Below are 13,354 nucleotides of genomic sequence, written 5' to 3'. Positions count from 1 at the left end.
CTCAGATCAATATCAATCTGGCCTTATTCATCTTCTGACGGAAGCACAACACCAGCCGATGCGTCTTCGACAGCTTCTGCGACCAGTTTCGGACCGAAATCGTCTTCGGCTTCTTCCGGCTCGTCAGTTTCAACATGCCGCTGCAGACCCTGCACCATGCCGTTGCGCAGATCGTCGAAATCGACTTTTTCTTCGGCGATTTCACGCAGCGCAACAACCGGGTTCTTGTCGTTATCACGATCAATGGTCAGTTCTGCACCGGCCGAGATGTTGCGTGCACGCTGAGCTGCAAGCATAACAAGCTCAAAGCGGTTCGGTATCTTGTCAACGCAATCTTCGACGGTAACGCGCGCCATAAATGTCTCCAGAAATACTTTTGGGGTGTCCAGACCGACCTATATAACGCCGGATCTTCTGTGTTGCAACAGCGAAACCGCTTATTGGCGCAGGTTTTCGCACGCTTTTTCGTCAGTCCGCCTGCTTTCTGATCTGCTGATCTTCGGGCAGTTCCGAAATCAGATCTTCTATCGTGCGCCCGATCACCGGATGTACCCAGTCACCCGCAACATCGCGCAAAGGCAACAGAACAAAGGCGCGTTCAGCCATCCGGGGATGGGGAACCTGAATGCCGCCCTCCTCACGAAGCTGTTCGCGGCCATAGGCAATCAGATCAAGATCAATCACACGCGCCGCATTTCGTTCGCGGCGCACCCGACCGAATTCGGCCTCCACTTCATGAAGACGCGCCAGCAGATCATGGGCAGAAAGCTTTGTCGAAATTCTTGCCACCCCGTTCACATACCAGGGCTGATCAGAGATCGGAACGGGTGCCGTCTCGTAAAAGGACGACACCGCATCGATCAAAATATCACCATCCTGCATTAAACGCTGCAACGCGGCTTTCAATGTTTGTGCAGGCGCACCATATTCTTCCGTAGGCAGATTGGCACCAAACGCAATCAGAATGGCGTCATCCGACGGTGTGCTGGTGGTCGATGGTGACAGCGTGCTCACAAGGCAGACTTTCAGTTCGGTGGATATTTGTTGGTTCAACGAGCAACGGCTTGTTCGCCAGCTGCGCGAAAGACGGCATATCTAAGGGAGCCATCATACTCTGTCTACGATATTTTCGCCTTTCTTTGTCCCTCTGCCCACGGTAGATATTGAGAGTTCCGTATTTTTGGAACTGCATAATTAAATTTGATGTTTGAGGAATTTCAGGATGATTTTTTACCCGCAGGAACGCATCGGGCTGTTCATTGACGGCTCGAACCTTTATGCCGCGGCGCGGTCTCTTGGTTTTGATATTGATTACAAACGCTTACTCGATCTTTTTGCCCAAAAAGGTCAACTGATCCGGGCCTTCTACTATACCGCCCTTATCGAAGATCAGGAATATTCCCCGATCCGTCCGCTTGTCGACTGGCTTGATTATAACGGCTACACCATGGTCACCAAACCGACCAAGGAGTTCACCGATGCTGCCGGTCGCCGCAAGATCAAGGGCAACATGGATATCGAGCTGGCAATTGACGTCATGGAAATGGCGCAACATCTTGATCATGTTGTCATTTTCTCGGGCGATGGTGATTTCCGGCGTCTGGTTGATGCCGTACAGCGCAAAGGCGTTCGCGTCACGGTCGTATCGACGGTCAAATCCAATCCGCCGATGGTCGCAGACGAGCTGCGCCGCCAGGCCGACAACTTTATCGAGCTGACCGAACTCGAAGGAACGATCGCGCGCAAGGTTCAGCAACGCCGCGATGACGATCATCCCGATATCGACGATCACCCCGATCATCCGGAACTTGACGATTTCGATTTCGAGTAAGAAACCCCGAATTCGCCCGGAAACAAGCCCGGAAATACGCCCAACGTGATCACGACCGGTTACGGTCCGAACCGTAACCGGCAAGCATGTCAGACTTGCCATGACCGCCTATCAGCAACCCGACATTGATTGTCAGCTTTGTCCGCGACTGGTCGAATTCCGGCGCGCCAATCAGGAAAAGTTTCCGCATTTCTATAATGGCCCGGTCCGGCCGTTCGGGCCCCTGAATGCGCGATTGCTGATTGTCGGACTTGCACCGGGTCTTAAGGGGGCCAACGCCACCGGGCGTCCGTTTACCGGCGACTATGCCGGGGACCTTTTGTATGACACGCTTAAAAAGTTCGGCTTTGCCAGGGGCACCTATGACAAGCGACCTGACGACGGGCTTGAATTGCTTGATTGTCGCATCACCAATGCGGTGAAATGCGTCCCGCCGGAAAACAAACCGACCGGACCGGAAGCCAATGCCTGTCGGCCTTTTCTGATCAGCGAATTTGATGCGATGGAAAACCTTTCGGCCATTTTGTGCCTTGGTCAGGTTGCCCATCAGGCGATGCTCAGGACATTTGGACTTAAACTTTCATCGCTTAAATTTGGCCATGGCGCATCGCATAAAATGGAAAATGGCATCACATTGTTTGATAGCTATCACTGTTCGCGCTACAACACCCAGACTTATCGCCTGACGCCAGAGATGTTTGAAAACGTCTTTGCCGACATTCGCGCACATCTGGACGGTTAATTTGCCTGATACATCGCCCATGAACGACCTGCTCGACCGACCCGTACAACGTCTGCCGATAGACGTCCTGCGCGAGGTGTTTGGTTATGACAGCTTTCGCGGCCAACAGGCTGAAATCATTGATCATGTGATTGCCGGCAATGATGCACTGGTACTGATGCCCACGGGTGGTGGCAAATCATTATGCTATCAGGTCCCTGCCCTGTGCCGTTCGGGTACCGCTGTTGTGGTGTCACCACTGATCGCGCTTATGAAAGATCAGGTCGACGCTCTTAATCAGCTTGGCGTCAAGGCGGCCTTTATCAATTCGACCCTGGCCCCCGAAGCCGCCCGCGAGATCGAGGCCCGGGCCGTTGATGGCGATATTGATCTTCTTTATGTCGCACCGGAACGTTTTGCGACCGACCGGTTCCTTAATCTACTTGATCGTATCAGCATTTCCTTGTTTGCGATTGACGAAGCACACTGTGTTTCGCAATGGGGGCATGATTTCCGCCCGGAATACCGTCGGCTTGACCTTTTGCCGACGCGCTTTGCCCATGTGCCGCGCATCGCCCTTACTGCGACGGCCGATACACCGACCCGCAAGGACATTGCCGAAAACCTGCATCTGACCGATGCCAAATGCTTCATTACCGGCTTTGACCGTCCCAATATCACCTATCGCATTGAAACCAAGGGCAACGCCAAGCAGCGCCTGCTGTCGTTCCTCAATCGTGAACATGCCGAAGATGCCGGGATTGTCTACTGCCTGTCACGCCGCAAGACCGAAGATGTCGCGCAATGGCTGACCGATAACGGTCGCCCTGCCTTGCCCTATCATGCGGGCCTGACACAGGAAACACGACAACTCCATCAGGATCGCTTCCTGCGTGAAGATGGCATGATCATTTGTGCGACTGTGGCCTTTGGCATGGGCATCGACAAACCCAACGTGCGCTTTGTTGCGCATTTGAACCTGCCCAAAAGCATGGAAGCCTATTATCAGGAAACCGGGCGTGCGGGCCGTGACGGACTTCCGGCCAATGCCTGGATGAATTACGACCTTTCAGACATCGTTTCGATCCGCAGCATGGTAGCAAGTTCCGACGCGCCCGAAGCCCAGAAACGCATTGAATCGCGCAAGCTTGATGCGCTGGTCGGACTTGCAGAAACCACCAAATGCCGTCGCCAGGTCATCCTGTCCTATTTTGGCGAAGATCAACATCAGCCCTGTGGCAATTGCGATACCTGTCTTGAGCCGGTCGATACCTGGGATGCCACCGATGCGTCTCGCAAGGCGCTTTCGGCGGTCTATCGGACAGGTCAACGGTTTGGCCCGGCTCATGTGATCGAAGTTCTCATGGGCCGCAAAACCGAAAAAATCCGCCAGAACGGCCATGATCAGCTTTCGGTTTATGCAATTGGCAAGGATATCCCACAACCGCAATGGCGATCGGTTTTCCGTCAGCTTCTTGCCATGGGATATTTGCAGGTCGATGTCGAAGGGCATGGCGGTGTTTACCTGACCGAGGAATCGCGACCGGTCCTGCGCGGTGAAAAAGTTGTCGAAATGCGCAAGGACCCGGGCGAAAGCAAACGCGCCATGACGCGGCGCCTGCGCGATTTCGATACCGAATTTGAAAACGAGGAAGACCGCGATCTTTGGGAACGGTTGCGCACCATGCGCCGCGAATTGGCCTCCAGCCAGAATGTCCCGCCCTATGTCATTTTCAGCGACCGGACACTTTGGGAAATGGTACGTTTCAAGCCCCGCACACTCGAAGACATGGCGTCGATTAACGGGGTTGGGGTCAAGAAACTCGATCAGTATGGGCTGGCGTTTCTTGATGTGATGGACGGGCGGCGCTAACAGCCGCCCGAAAACTATGATCCGGCCCTAGCGCCCTGACAGCTGTGCTTTGATGGCGTCAACAATCACATCATCGCCCGGTTTCACGCGTGTATCAAAACTGGCCACCAGTTCCCCGTTTCGCCCGATCAGATATTTGTGAAAGTTCCAGTTTGGCGCCTTATCCGCGCCCAGCACATCAATCGCCCATTTGTAAAATGGATGTGCATCGGCCCCGGACACGTTGGTTTTTGATGTCATCGGGAAATCGACATCAAAATTGACTTCGCAGAATTCCTGAATGGCGGCATCTTCGGCATATTCCTGACCGCCGAAATCGCCTGATGGCACACCGATCACGACCAACCCGTCATCGCGGTAATCATCCCACAATTTTTGCAGGCCGGTATATTGCGGGGTGAACCCGCACATCGATGCCGTATTCACCAACAGGATGACCTTGCCCTGATAATCGGCAAGATGAAGTTCCCCGCCAATGATGGACGGGAATGAAAAGTCATACGCCGTTTTTGCATCTTCCGATGCCATGGTTCCTCTCCAGGAAAAAATGACCGTAATCACTGCAAGCATGCATAATACAGTGAAATGCCGACGCTTTTCAATTTGAGGAAAACACCTAGCCATATCGTTCCTCGGTCCAGGGATCGGCATTATTGTGATATCCGCGTTCTTCCCAGAACCCCGGTGCGTCTTCTTTGACAAACCGGATTTCGCGGACCCATTTGGTGCTTTTCCAGAAATACAGCTTAGGAATGACAACACGGACCGGACCGCCATGTTCTTCGCTTAACGGTTCATCATTCCAGTGATGGGCAATCAAGACATCTTCATCAAGAAACTGATCAATCCTCACATTTGTGGTGTAACCGTCATGTGCGGTAAACAATACATGTTTGGCATCGGGATGCGGCCTGACCATTTCCGCCAATGTTAGCGCTAACACGCCCTGCCAGTCATTGTCATATCGCGACCAGCTGGTCACACAATGAATATCATTGCGCGCCCGGACATTTGGTAGATCAAGAAGATCGACAAACCCAAGCGACAGCGGATTTTCAACCAGTCCGGTGATATCAAGCCGGAAGTCATCTGCACTGACATGGGGCGTGATGCCCAGATCAAGTACCGGCCAATCCTTTACCAGCCGCTGCCCCGGCGGCAGACGGTTTTCGCGTGCGACATCGGATGTCCCGGTCAGCAAACGACCATCTTTGGCCCATTTGCGCTTGGCCTCGATCAGCTTGTCTTTGATTTTTCCAGAAAAACTTTGCGTCACCGCTTTCTCCCTTGTCACAAGCTGATACGAAAAATGGCGCTGACATGTTCACCATGACAACGCCATTTAATCATAAAACCGGTCGCAAAAGGCAATTCACTTCCGCGCGATAACCCGGGCCTTGTTCGGCAATTAGCCGAAATCGCGCATAATACGCGCCTTGTCACGTTGCCAGTCACGTTCCTTGACCGCTTCGCGTTTGTCGGCCTTTTTCTTGCCTTCGGCAATGGCGAGTTCCAGCTTCGCGATCCCGCGTTCATTGAAATACAATTTGACCGGAACAAGGGTAAAACCCTTTTTGTTCAAGGCATCATGCATTTTGGCGATTTCGCGTTTATGCAGCAGCAATTTGCGCGGACGGCGTTCTTCGTGGCCGAACGGCATCTTGCTTTGATATTCAGGAATATATGCGTTGATCAGCCAGACTTCGTCATTCTTGGCTTCGGCATAGGATTCCTGAATATTGCCCTTGCCATCGCGGAGCGATTTGACCTCGGTCCCGCGCAAAACGATCCCGGCTTCGAATGTTTCCGTCAGGAAATAGTCAAAGCGCGCGCGTCGGTTTTGCGCAACGACCTTATTGTTATCTGTTTCTTTCTTCGGTGCCATAAGACGCTAATTATCGCTTAGTGGCCGAGCAGTCCGGCACCCTTAAGCGCGGCTTCGACCTTGCGTTTGGATTCATCGGCGATCTCGACCATCGGCAAGCGCATGTGGCTGCCACAAAGGCCAAGCAATTCAGCCGCGTATTTGACCGGTCCCGGGCTTGCTTCGCAGAACATTGCCTTGTGAACCGGCATCAGACGGTAGTTCAACTCCTGAACCTTGGCAATGTTCCCGGCAGCCCAGGCAGCATGCAGTTCTGCACACAGCTTCGGCGCAATGTTCGATGTGACCGAAATGCAGCCATGCCCACCCTGCGCCAGGAACGGAACGATTGTCCCGTCTTCGCCCGACAGCTGGCAGAAATCAGCACCGGCCGCCAAACGGGTCAGTGCCGGACGTTCCAGATCGCTGGTCGCGTCCTTTACACCAACGATACGCGGCAGTTTTGCCAGTTCGGCCATGGTCGCGACGCTCATATCCACAATCGAGCGACCCGGAATGTTATAGATGACAATCGGGATATCGGTTGCATCATGAACGGCCTTGTAATGTGCATACAGGCCCTTTTGGGTCGGCTTGTTATAATAAGGCGTTACAACAAGTGCGGCATCCGCACCGGCATTCTGCGCATGGCGCGTCAGCGAAACGGCTTCTGCGGTCGAGTTGGAACCGGTTCCGGCAATTACCGGGCCACGGCCCTTGGCAACTTCGAGTGCCAGTTCAACAACACGATGATGTTCAGCGTGGCTCAGCGTCGGGGATTCACCAGTGGTTCCGACAGGCACCACACCTGTCGTGCCCTGTTTAAGCTGCCAATCCACAAAAGACTGGAACGCCTTTTCATCAATCGCACCATCTTGCGTGAACGGTGTGATCAAAGCTGTGATTGAACCCTTAAACATGGAGATCTCCAAACATTGGATATATTGAAAGCGGTCGCGAAAATAGCGGCTGTTCGCCAATCCCGCAAGCACTGTATACATTAATCGAAAGGAACTGTAATCGGGGTTGCAATTTCCCTTCAGGACTGTTTGGCTTTTCCGGATTTCACTGTCATAATGCGCCGGTCTAGAGTGCATTCGCTGCCGTCAGGCAAAGGGGACAATTACATGGCGCAAGCGTCTTTCCGCAGAGTTTCAGTCTGCGCATTGGCACTGGGCTTTTCGATATTGATGCCAACAGGTCATCTGGCACAGGCAGCAGCAAACGAAGATAGCATTCTTCTGATGCAGCCGCCCTCGCCGACCTATTCGGCTGTCAGTCGCGCACGTTTGAACGCATTCCTTGATGCCGTCGAAGATGGTCGTACCGAAAGCTTTGAAAAGCTTCTGCCCAATTTCGACGATCCGTTGCTGCAAAAGGCAGCCGAATGGATGTTGCTGACGTCGCCGAATTCCGGCCGCAGCTTTGAAGAAATTACCAATTTCATCGACACCCACCCGACCTGGCCAAGTCAGGCCCTGTTGCGTCAGCGTGCCGAAGAGGCAATGAATGACGCCGTGCCCGATGATGAAATTCTGGCATGGTTCAAACGGTCTGCCCCGGTTACAGCCGATGGTGCAACCCGCCAGATCAAGGCGCTGTTGGGCGCTGGTCAGGAATCGGCGGCCATTGCCCTTGTCCGGACCAGTTGGATCAACGAGAATTTCGGTCGCGGGCAGGAAAAAAGATTTCTGGACCGATATGGCAAATATATCGATCAGGAAACCCATCAGCAGCGTCTTGACCGTCTGTTGTGGGAAGGTCGCCTGACTACCGCGTCACGCACAATGAAATATGTCAGCAATGACTATCGCCTGCTGGCAGAAGCCCGCGCAGCCCTGCGCGCGATGACCGGCGGTGTCGATGCGGCCATCAACCGGGTCCCGAAGAAATATCAGAATGATCCGGGTCTGATTTATGAACGCGTGCGCTGGCGTCGGGTCAAGGACCGCGATCAGGAAGCCCGTGATTTGCTTTTGTCGCAGGCAAACGACCTTGCCTATATCTCGATCCGCCCGCAATACTGGTGGCTTGAAAAGGCCATTCTGGCGCGGCGTGCCTTGCAAAAGGGCCATATCACCGACGCCTATCGTCTGGTTGCCAATCACGGGCAAACCGATCCGGGCGATATTGCGGAAGCCGAATGGTATGCGGGCTGGATCGCGCTGGAATTTCTGGGCGATGCCGACATTGCACTGACCCATTTCCAGAACCTGTATGACGTTGTCCAATACCCGATCAGCCTGTCGCGCGGGGCCTATTGGGCCGGTCGTGCCAATGCGGCACTTGGCGATGAAAAGCGGGCCAAGGAATGGTATGAACTCGCCGCCCAGCATGCCCACACATTCTACGGGCAGCTTGCCATTGATGCGCTTGGCCTGAAACCATCCTATTCGGTTGAACAGCCGGTGCCGACGGCGGAGCAGCGCGCCGCATTTGAAAATCAGGAACTTGTTCAGGTCGTGCGCAAGCTTGGCGCCATCGGGCTTGGCAACATTATCCGGCCATTCATCATGGCGCTCGTCTATGAACATGACGAGCCGGAATACCTTGCAATGGCGACCGACCTTGCCCGCGAATATGGCCGTGCCGACCTTGGCATCATTGCCGCCAAGCGCAGCATTCGCACCGGCAGCGGTTATCTTGATGCCGCCTACCCGATCCATGAACAGGTGCCGCTTGGCCATGCGCCCGATCCGGCACTGGTTCATGCCATCATGCGTCAGGAAAGCCTGTTCAACCCGCAGGCCGTGTCATCCGCAGGTGCGCGTGGTTTGATGCAACTGATGCCGGCCACGGCCAAGCGCATGGCAAAGTCACTTGACCTTGATTATGAAACCGACCGGTTGACCGATGACCCGTCCTTCAACATCACATTGGGACGCGCCTATCTCAGCAGGCTTCTTGATCGTTGGGATGGCGCAGAGGCCCTTACGATTGCCAGCTACAATGCCGGTCCGACGCGTGTCCGCCAGTGGATCAACGAATATGGCGATCCCCGTGATCCGGAAGTTGATCTGGTCGACTGGATCGAAATGATTCCCTATAGCGAAACCCGCAATTACGTACAGCGCGTAATGGAGGGAACCTATGTCTATCGTCGGCGTTTTGCGCGCGATGAGATTGCAATGGGCCAGAATGAGACACCCGGGCGGGATTGACCTGCCCGGGGCTTCATTTGCGCTTTTGGCCTGATTGCCCATATTTGATCAATACTGCTTGTCAGAAAAGGTCAGCAATATGTCCGAGAATGTACTGTCTTCCTGCCGCGCATTTGTTTTCGATGCATATGGAACGTTGTTTGATGTCGGTTCGGCGGTTGCGAAACTGCGTGATGCCGTCGGTGACGAGGCAGACCGCCTTTCCGCTTTATGGCGTCAGAAGCAACTTGAATATACCTGGCTTCGATCCCTGATGGGGGATTTTGCCGATTTCTGGACCGTGACAGGCGATGCGCTTGATTACGCGATGGACCAGACCGGCAAGAAAGATCCGGTTCTGCGCGCCAAACTGATGGAAACATACCTGTCGCTTGATACCTTTCCCGAGGTGGTCGAAACGCTCAACACCCTCAAGGCGCAGGGACACAAGCTTGCCATTCTGTCAAATGGCGCAAAACATATGCTGATTTCAGCTGCCAAATCGTCAGGAATTCTGTCGCTGTTTGACCAGATCATCTGTGTTGACGACCTGAAGACCTATAAACCCCATCCCGATGTTTACCAGCTGGCCGCAGACAAACTTGAACTGGAGCCGGCCGAAATTTCGTTCCAGTCGTCAAATGGCTGGGATATTGCCGGGGCCGGGCATTTCGGTTTCCGCACCGCTTGGATCAACAGAAGCAAGCAACCCAAAGAACGGCTGTCGCACGAGGCGGACGTGGTTTTGGGTGGTCTTGACGAATTGTTGCCGCTGCTGTCCAACCCGGAAAAGGCATAGATCATGTGATGCGGCCCGGTAACCGGGCAAGTTTTGCAAACACAATTGAAAAAGGCAGGTCCAATAAGACCTGCCTTTTTGCTTTTCTGTGTGGCTTTGCGATAACCGGACCCGTCATCGCGGCACCATCAGCACCATCTTTTTGATGATTATTTGTGTTCTTTTTTCACGTTGGCCGCAACGACCTGGCCGGCCTGAATGACGGTAAGACCGCCTTCTTCAGACACACCTTCAATACGACGGCAATGCCCTTCGATATGGGCGCCCGGTTCGATTGAAAGGCTTTCGTGAAGAATATCACCAATCATACGTGCGGTTTCAGACAGCGAAACATCGCGTGCACGGACTTGGCCGATAACGGCCCCGCAAATCCGGATCTTGTCAGCGACAATTTCGCCGCGCACTTCGCCATGCTGACCGATGGTAAGGGTACGGGTGCGAATGTCACCATTCACAGAACCGTCGACCTGAACATCCGATTCCGAGATCAGATCACCGGTAACCCGGAGATCCGCATTGATAATGGAAAGGCCACCCTTTTTTTCTGCAACCGGGTTGCCGCTTTTAGTTGTTTGTGTCGTCTTGCTCGTTTTTGAAAACATAACGTCCCGCCTCAATAAACTTTAGGGGATTGACCGGCTTGTCATGGACCAAAACCTCGTAGTGTACATGGCTGCCCGTGCTTCGTCCGGTACTTCCCATTAACGCTATTTGATCCTGGTAACGCACTTCGTCGCCCTTCTTGACGAGGACCTTAAATAAGTGTCCATAACGGGTTCTAATGCCGTTCCCGTGATCGAGTTCGACCATCTTCCCGTATTTTCCACTCCATCCTGCATGCACCACTTTACCCGGTGCAGTTGCCAGAATTGGTGTTCTGATCGGCCCGGCAAGATCAACACCGGAATGAAAAGCCCAGCGACCATTGATCGGGTCTTTTCGTTTACCGAACGAGCTCGAAAGATAATAAGACGCGGCAGGTTCCCCGATTGGCGTCTTTTTCAGTCTGTCATGCAGATTGGCGAGTTGATCCATACGATCACTGAGCGCCATCGCCACATTTACAAATTCCTCGTCCTTGGGGTGTTCAGGTTCGAACGCCACGAACGGACCACCGACCCCCGGCTCCTGGGGTTTCATCGGCGGAAGAATGAAGGTTTCCGGCTGCAAACCGGTCATTTCCAGAACGTTTTCCAGCTCAAGGATCGTGTTGTCGGCCGTTTCGGCGACACGCTGCATGGCCTGTTGCTGGACCGTGTGCAAATCGGCAATGCGTTGGCGCGCATCACTGAGTTCACTTTGAAGTTTTTTGGACCGTTGCAGGGCCTGATCACGTTCACGCATCACACGCGACATGACGGTTTCAACGGTTTCGAGTTCATCGCGCAGCGCAAGGTTACGGTTGGTAATCCCGTCAATCTGCCCCTGAAGCGCATTCATCTGGTTATCCATCGATGTGCGAAGGGCCGAAATCCGGACTTTTTCCTTCTCGCTGCTGGCGAGTTTGGAAGTGTAATCCTGTACCCGCGCCTGAAGCTGCAGGTTCTTTTCAGCCATCGACAGCAAATTGCGATGGGTATCTTCCATCTGTGCGGTGATTTCGCCGAAACGTCTTTGACTTTCGGTCACACGCGCAATCAGACGATTATAGGAAAGCTCGCTGCGGAAAAGCTGTTCCTCACGCGTTGCAAGACGCTGATCGAGGTACCAACTATAACCAGTTACACCCACCGACCAGATAATGGCCGCGGCTCCGAACGAAGCCAGCGCAAGCTGTCCATATTTTCCAAGACGAAGCTGGTAAACAGAATCATTGGACCGAACAAGAATTTGCCGGTCAGGAAACCATTTATCCACCAAGCGACGCATGCCTTGAAACGCCGACATATTCAGTGTCTAACCCCTAGTTGCCCGTATTCACGCCCGGGTATCCCGGTTGCGTAGAGTTTCTTTGACCCCGCCTGCGACTTATTAATCTTTTTCTTTACGCTACCTGTAACTTTGCACGCAGGCAAGTGTGTTAACACACCCTTAAGGGTAAAAATTTCACCGTGCGGGCACTTTGGTGTGTTACCTATGGCCATCTTTCACAGCTCATACGTATCTGATCCATGGCTTTTTCCCGTTTTCTGATCACATGTTTGGCAACCTGGTTCTATAGCGGCAAAAGCCCCAAGGCGCCGGGAACAGCCGGATCGTTTGCCGCCCTACCCTTTGGTTGGATGATCTGGATTTACGGCGGCAATGAGGCGCTGATTATCGCCAGCATCATTATTTTTGCGATCGGTATTTGGGTTGCCCATCAATACAGTCACTTGCTTGGCATTCATGATGCGGGTGAAATTGTAATTGACGAAGTCGTTGGTCAGTGGATGTGCCTGCTTGTCGTGCCATTGGCAGCCGACTGGATGGACATTGTGTGGCTTCTTGTGGCCTTTGTGGCGTTCCGTGCATTCGATGTGGCCAAGCCCTGGCCGATCCGCTGGGTCGACCGTCGGGTCGGAGGCGGTTTCGGCATCATGCTTGACGATGTTCTGGCCGGTATCTTTGCCATGATCGTGCTGGCGGGCGTGGTTTACCTGACGGGTGGATGAGTTATGCAAATCGATGAGGACATTCTTGCAGCGGCAAGCACGCTGATTGCGAAATGCACCGCAAATGGCGAAATGATTGTCACGGCCGAATCCTGTACCGGTGGTTTGATTACCGGGGCGCTGACCGGGGTGGATGGCAGCTCGTCCGTTGTCGATTGCGGGTTCGTGACCTATTCCAACGAAGCCAAACATGAACTGATTGGCGTAAAAACAGCGTTACTTGAACGACATGGGGCGGTTTCCGAACCGGTTGCACGCGCCATGTGTGAAGGCGCACTTGACCGTGCGCCCAATGCCAGCATTGCTGTTTCAGTGACCGGCATTGCCGGCCCGGGCGGCGGAACGGCAACCAAGCCCGTCGGGCTGGTTCATTTTGGTTGTGCTGGCCAAGGATGCCAGACGGTTACCTATCACGAAGTTTTTGCCGGTAACCGCCACGCCGTTCGCAAGGCCACGGTTCTTAAGGCATTTGCACTGATCTCAGAGATGATTGATCAGAAAAAGGGCCTGGGCGGTTAAAGCACCCTGCCCG

The 13,354-nt window shown here is 53.7% G+C and carries 15 protein-coding genes; 7 read left to right on the top strand and 8 right to left on the bottom strand.

What is annotated here, in order from left to right:
* Window positions 1–23: 23 nt before the first annotated feature.
* Both rpoZ and folK read right to left on the bottom strand, forming a co-directional pair.
* On the bottom strand, window positions 24–356 hold the full coding sequence (gene rpoZ / locus AUQ42_RS10200; protein WP_068518981.1) for a DNA-directed RNA polymerase subunit omega: 333 nt from the start codon (window positions 354–356) through the stop codon (window positions 24–26).
* Window positions 357–468: 112 nt separating this feature from the next.
* Complete coding sequence (gene folK / locus AUQ42_RS10195) at window positions 469–1,014, bottom strand: 2-amino-4-hydroxy-6-hydroxymethyldihydropteridine diphosphokinase (protein ID WP_082817818.1); 546 nt, start codon at window positions 1,012–1,014, stop codon at window positions 469–471.
* Between the two features lie 208 nt (window positions 1,015–1,222).
* Between folK and AUQ42_RS10190 the strand changes: the two genes are divergently transcribed.
* The 3 genes from AUQ42_RS10190 to recQ all read left to right on the top strand — a co-directional run bounded on the left by AUQ42_RS10190 (window position 1,223) and on the right by recQ (window position 4,425).
* A complete protein-coding gene (locus AUQ42_RS10190) occupies window positions 1,223–1,831 on the top strand; it encodes an NYN domain-containing protein (protein WP_068518980.1) in 609 nt (202 codons plus the stop codon).
* 100 nt (window positions 1,832–1,931) lie between these two features.
* On the top strand, window positions 1,932–2,573 hold the full coding sequence (locus AUQ42_RS10185; RefSeq protein WP_068518979.1) for a uracil-DNA glycosylase: 642 nt from the start codon (window positions 1,932–1,934) through the stop codon (window positions 2,571–2,573).
* A 19-nt stretch (window positions 2,574–2,592) separates the two neighbouring features.
* Window positions 2,593–4,425: a DNA helicase RecQ gene (gene recQ / locus AUQ42_RS10180; RefSeq protein WP_068518978.1), complete on the top strand. Its 1,833-nt coding sequence runs from the start codon at window positions 2,593–2,595 to the stop codon at window positions 4,423–4,425.
* A gap of 27 nt (window positions 4,426–4,452) precedes the next feature.
* Here the strand turns inward: recQ and AUQ42_RS10175 are convergent, their stop codons facing one another.
* The 4 genes from AUQ42_RS10175 to dapA form a co-directional block, all read right to left on the bottom strand.
* Entirely contained in the window at window positions 4,453–4,953 is a 501-nt protein-coding gene (locus AUQ42_RS10175; protein ID WP_082817817.1) for a glutathione peroxidase, read from the bottom strand.
* An 88-nt stretch (window positions 4,954–5,041) separates the two neighbouring features.
* Window positions 5,042–5,701: a sulfite oxidase-like oxidoreductase gene (locus AUQ42_RS10170; RefSeq protein ID WP_082817816.1), complete on the bottom strand. Its 660-nt coding sequence runs from the start codon at window positions 5,699–5,701 to the stop codon at window positions 5,042–5,044.
* Window positions 5,702–5,833: 132 nt separating this feature from the next.
* Window positions 5,834–6,310, bottom strand: a complete 477-nt coding sequence (smpB, locus tag AUQ42_RS10165) for an SsrA-binding protein SmpB (protein ID WP_068518975.1) — start codon at window positions 6,308–6,310, stop codon at window positions 5,834–5,836.
* A 17-nt stretch (window positions 6,311–6,327) separates the two neighbouring features.
* Window positions 6,328–7,209 carry a 4-hydroxy-tetrahydrodipicolinate synthase gene (gene dapA, locus AUQ42_RS10160; RefSeq protein ID WP_068519201.1) on the bottom strand — a complete coding sequence of 294 codons (882 nt, stop codon included), beginning with the start codon at window positions 7,207–7,209 and terminating at the stop codon, window positions 6,328–6,330.
* 207 nt (window positions 7,210–7,416) lie between these two features.
* Here dapA and AUQ42_RS10155 point away from each other — a divergent pair, with 207 nt between their 5' ends.
* Together AUQ42_RS10155 and AUQ42_RS10150 are read left to right on the top strand one after the other, a co-directional pair.
* A complete protein-coding gene (locus AUQ42_RS10155; RefSeq protein WP_068518974.1) occupies window positions 7,417–9,450 on the top strand; it encodes a lytic transglycosylase domain-containing protein in 2,034 nt (677 codons plus the stop codon).
* Between the two features lie 79 nt (window positions 9,451–9,529).
* On the top strand, window positions 9,530–10,228 hold the full coding sequence (locus AUQ42_RS10150) for a haloacid dehalogenase type II (protein WP_068519200.1): 699 nt from the start codon (window positions 9,530–9,532) through the stop codon (window positions 10,226–10,228).
* A 149-nt stretch (window positions 10,229–10,377) separates the two neighbouring features.
* Here AUQ42_RS10150 and AUQ42_RS10145 read toward each other — a convergent pair whose 3' ends face one another.
* Together AUQ42_RS10145 and AUQ42_RS10140 are read right to left on the bottom strand one after the other, a co-directional pair.
* On the bottom strand, window positions 10,378–10,830 hold the full coding sequence (locus tag AUQ42_RS10145) for a polymer-forming cytoskeletal protein (protein ID WP_068518973.1): 453 nt from the start codon (window positions 10,828–10,830) through the stop codon (window positions 10,378–10,380).
* Window positions 10,793–12,115 carry a M23 family metallopeptidase gene (locus tag AUQ42_RS10140; protein WP_068518972.1) on the bottom strand — a complete coding sequence of 441 codons (1,323 nt, stop codon included), beginning with the start codon at window positions 12,113–12,115 and terminating at the stop codon, window positions 10,793–10,795. The genes AUQ42_RS10145 and AUQ42_RS10140 overlap by 38 nt, the downstream gene beginning before the upstream one ends.
* 224 nt (window positions 12,116–12,339) lie before the next feature.
* Here AUQ42_RS10140 and AUQ42_RS10130 point away from each other — a divergent pair, with 224 nt between their 5' ends.
* A complete protein-coding gene (locus AUQ42_RS10130) occupies window positions 12,340–12,822 on the top strand; it encodes a phosphatidylglycerophosphatase A (RefSeq protein WP_068518970.1) in 483 nt (160 codons plus the stop codon).
* Window positions 12,823–12,825: 3 nt separating this feature from the next.
* On the top strand, window positions 12,826–13,341 hold the full coding sequence (locus tag AUQ42_RS10125; protein WP_068518969.1) for a CinA family protein: 516 nt from the start codon (window positions 12,826–12,828) through the stop codon (window positions 13,339–13,341).
* Window positions 13,342–13,354: the final 13 nt, after the last annotated feature.

This window comes from Thalassospira sp. MCCC 1A02491, from assembly GCF_001613785.1.
Taxonomy (GTDB): domain Bacteria; phylum Pseudomonadota; class Alphaproteobacteria; order Rhodospirillales; family Thalassospiraceae; genus Thalassospira; species Thalassospira povalilytica.
The sequence above is the reverse complement of the archived record's forward strand: the minus strand, read 5'-3'. Positions and strand labels throughout refer to the sequence as shown.

What these genes read in the sequence shown, in the direction of transcription:
- AUQ42_RS10145 (WP_068518973.1), bottom strand. Translation starts at nt 10,830, where the DNA reads ATGTTTTCAAAAACGAGCAAGACGACACAAACAACTAAAAGCGGCAAC.
- AUQ42_RS10155 (WP_068518974.1), top strand. Translation starts at nt 7,417, where the DNA reads ATGGCGCAAGCGTCTTTCCGCAGAGTTTCAGTCTGCGCATTGGCACTG.
- recQ (WP_068518978.1), top strand. Translation starts at nt 2,593, where the DNA reads ATGAACGACCTGCTCGACCGACCCGTACAACGTCTGCCGATAGACGTC.
- AUQ42_RS10140 (WP_068518972.1), bottom strand. Translation starts at nt 12,115, where the DNA reads ATGTCGGCGTTTCAAGGCATGCGTCGCTTGGTGGATAAATGGTTTCCT.
- AUQ42_RS10185 (WP_068518979.1), top strand. Translation starts at nt 1,932, where the DNA reads ATGACCGCCTATCAGCAACCCGACATTGATTGTCAGCTTTGTCCGCGA.
- dapA (WP_068519201.1), bottom strand. Translation starts at nt 7,209, where the DNA reads ATGTTTAAGGGTTCAATCACAGCTTTGATCACACCGTTCACGCAAGAT.
- AUQ42_RS10150 (WP_068519200.1), top strand. Translation starts at nt 9,530, where the DNA reads ATGTCCGAGAATGTACTGTCTTCCTGCCGCGCATTTGTTTTCGATGCA.
- AUQ42_RS10175 (WP_082817817.1), bottom strand. Translation starts at nt 4,953, where the DNA reads ATGGCATCGGAAGATGCAAAAACGGCGTATGACTTTTCATTCCCGTCC.
- AUQ42_RS10190 (WP_068518980.1), top strand. Translation starts at nt 1,223, where the DNA reads ATGATTTTTTACCCGCAGGAACGCATCGGGCTGTTCATTGACGGCTCG.
- rpoZ (WP_068518981.1), bottom strand. Translation starts at nt 356, where the DNA reads ATGGCGCGCGTTACCGTCGAAGATTGCGTTGACAAGATACCGAACCGC.
- AUQ42_RS10130 (WP_068518970.1), top strand. Translation starts at nt 12,340, where the DNA reads ATGGCTTTTTCCCGTTTTCTGATCACATGTTTGGCAACCTGGTTCTAT.
- AUQ42_RS10125 (WP_068518969.1), top strand. Translation starts at nt 12,826, where the DNA reads ATGCAAATCGATGAGGACATTCTTGCAGCGGCAAGCACGCTGATTGCG.
- smpB (WP_068518975.1), bottom strand. Translation starts at nt 6,310, where the DNA reads ATGGCACCGAAGAAAGAAACAGATAACAATAAGGTCGTTGCGCAAAAC.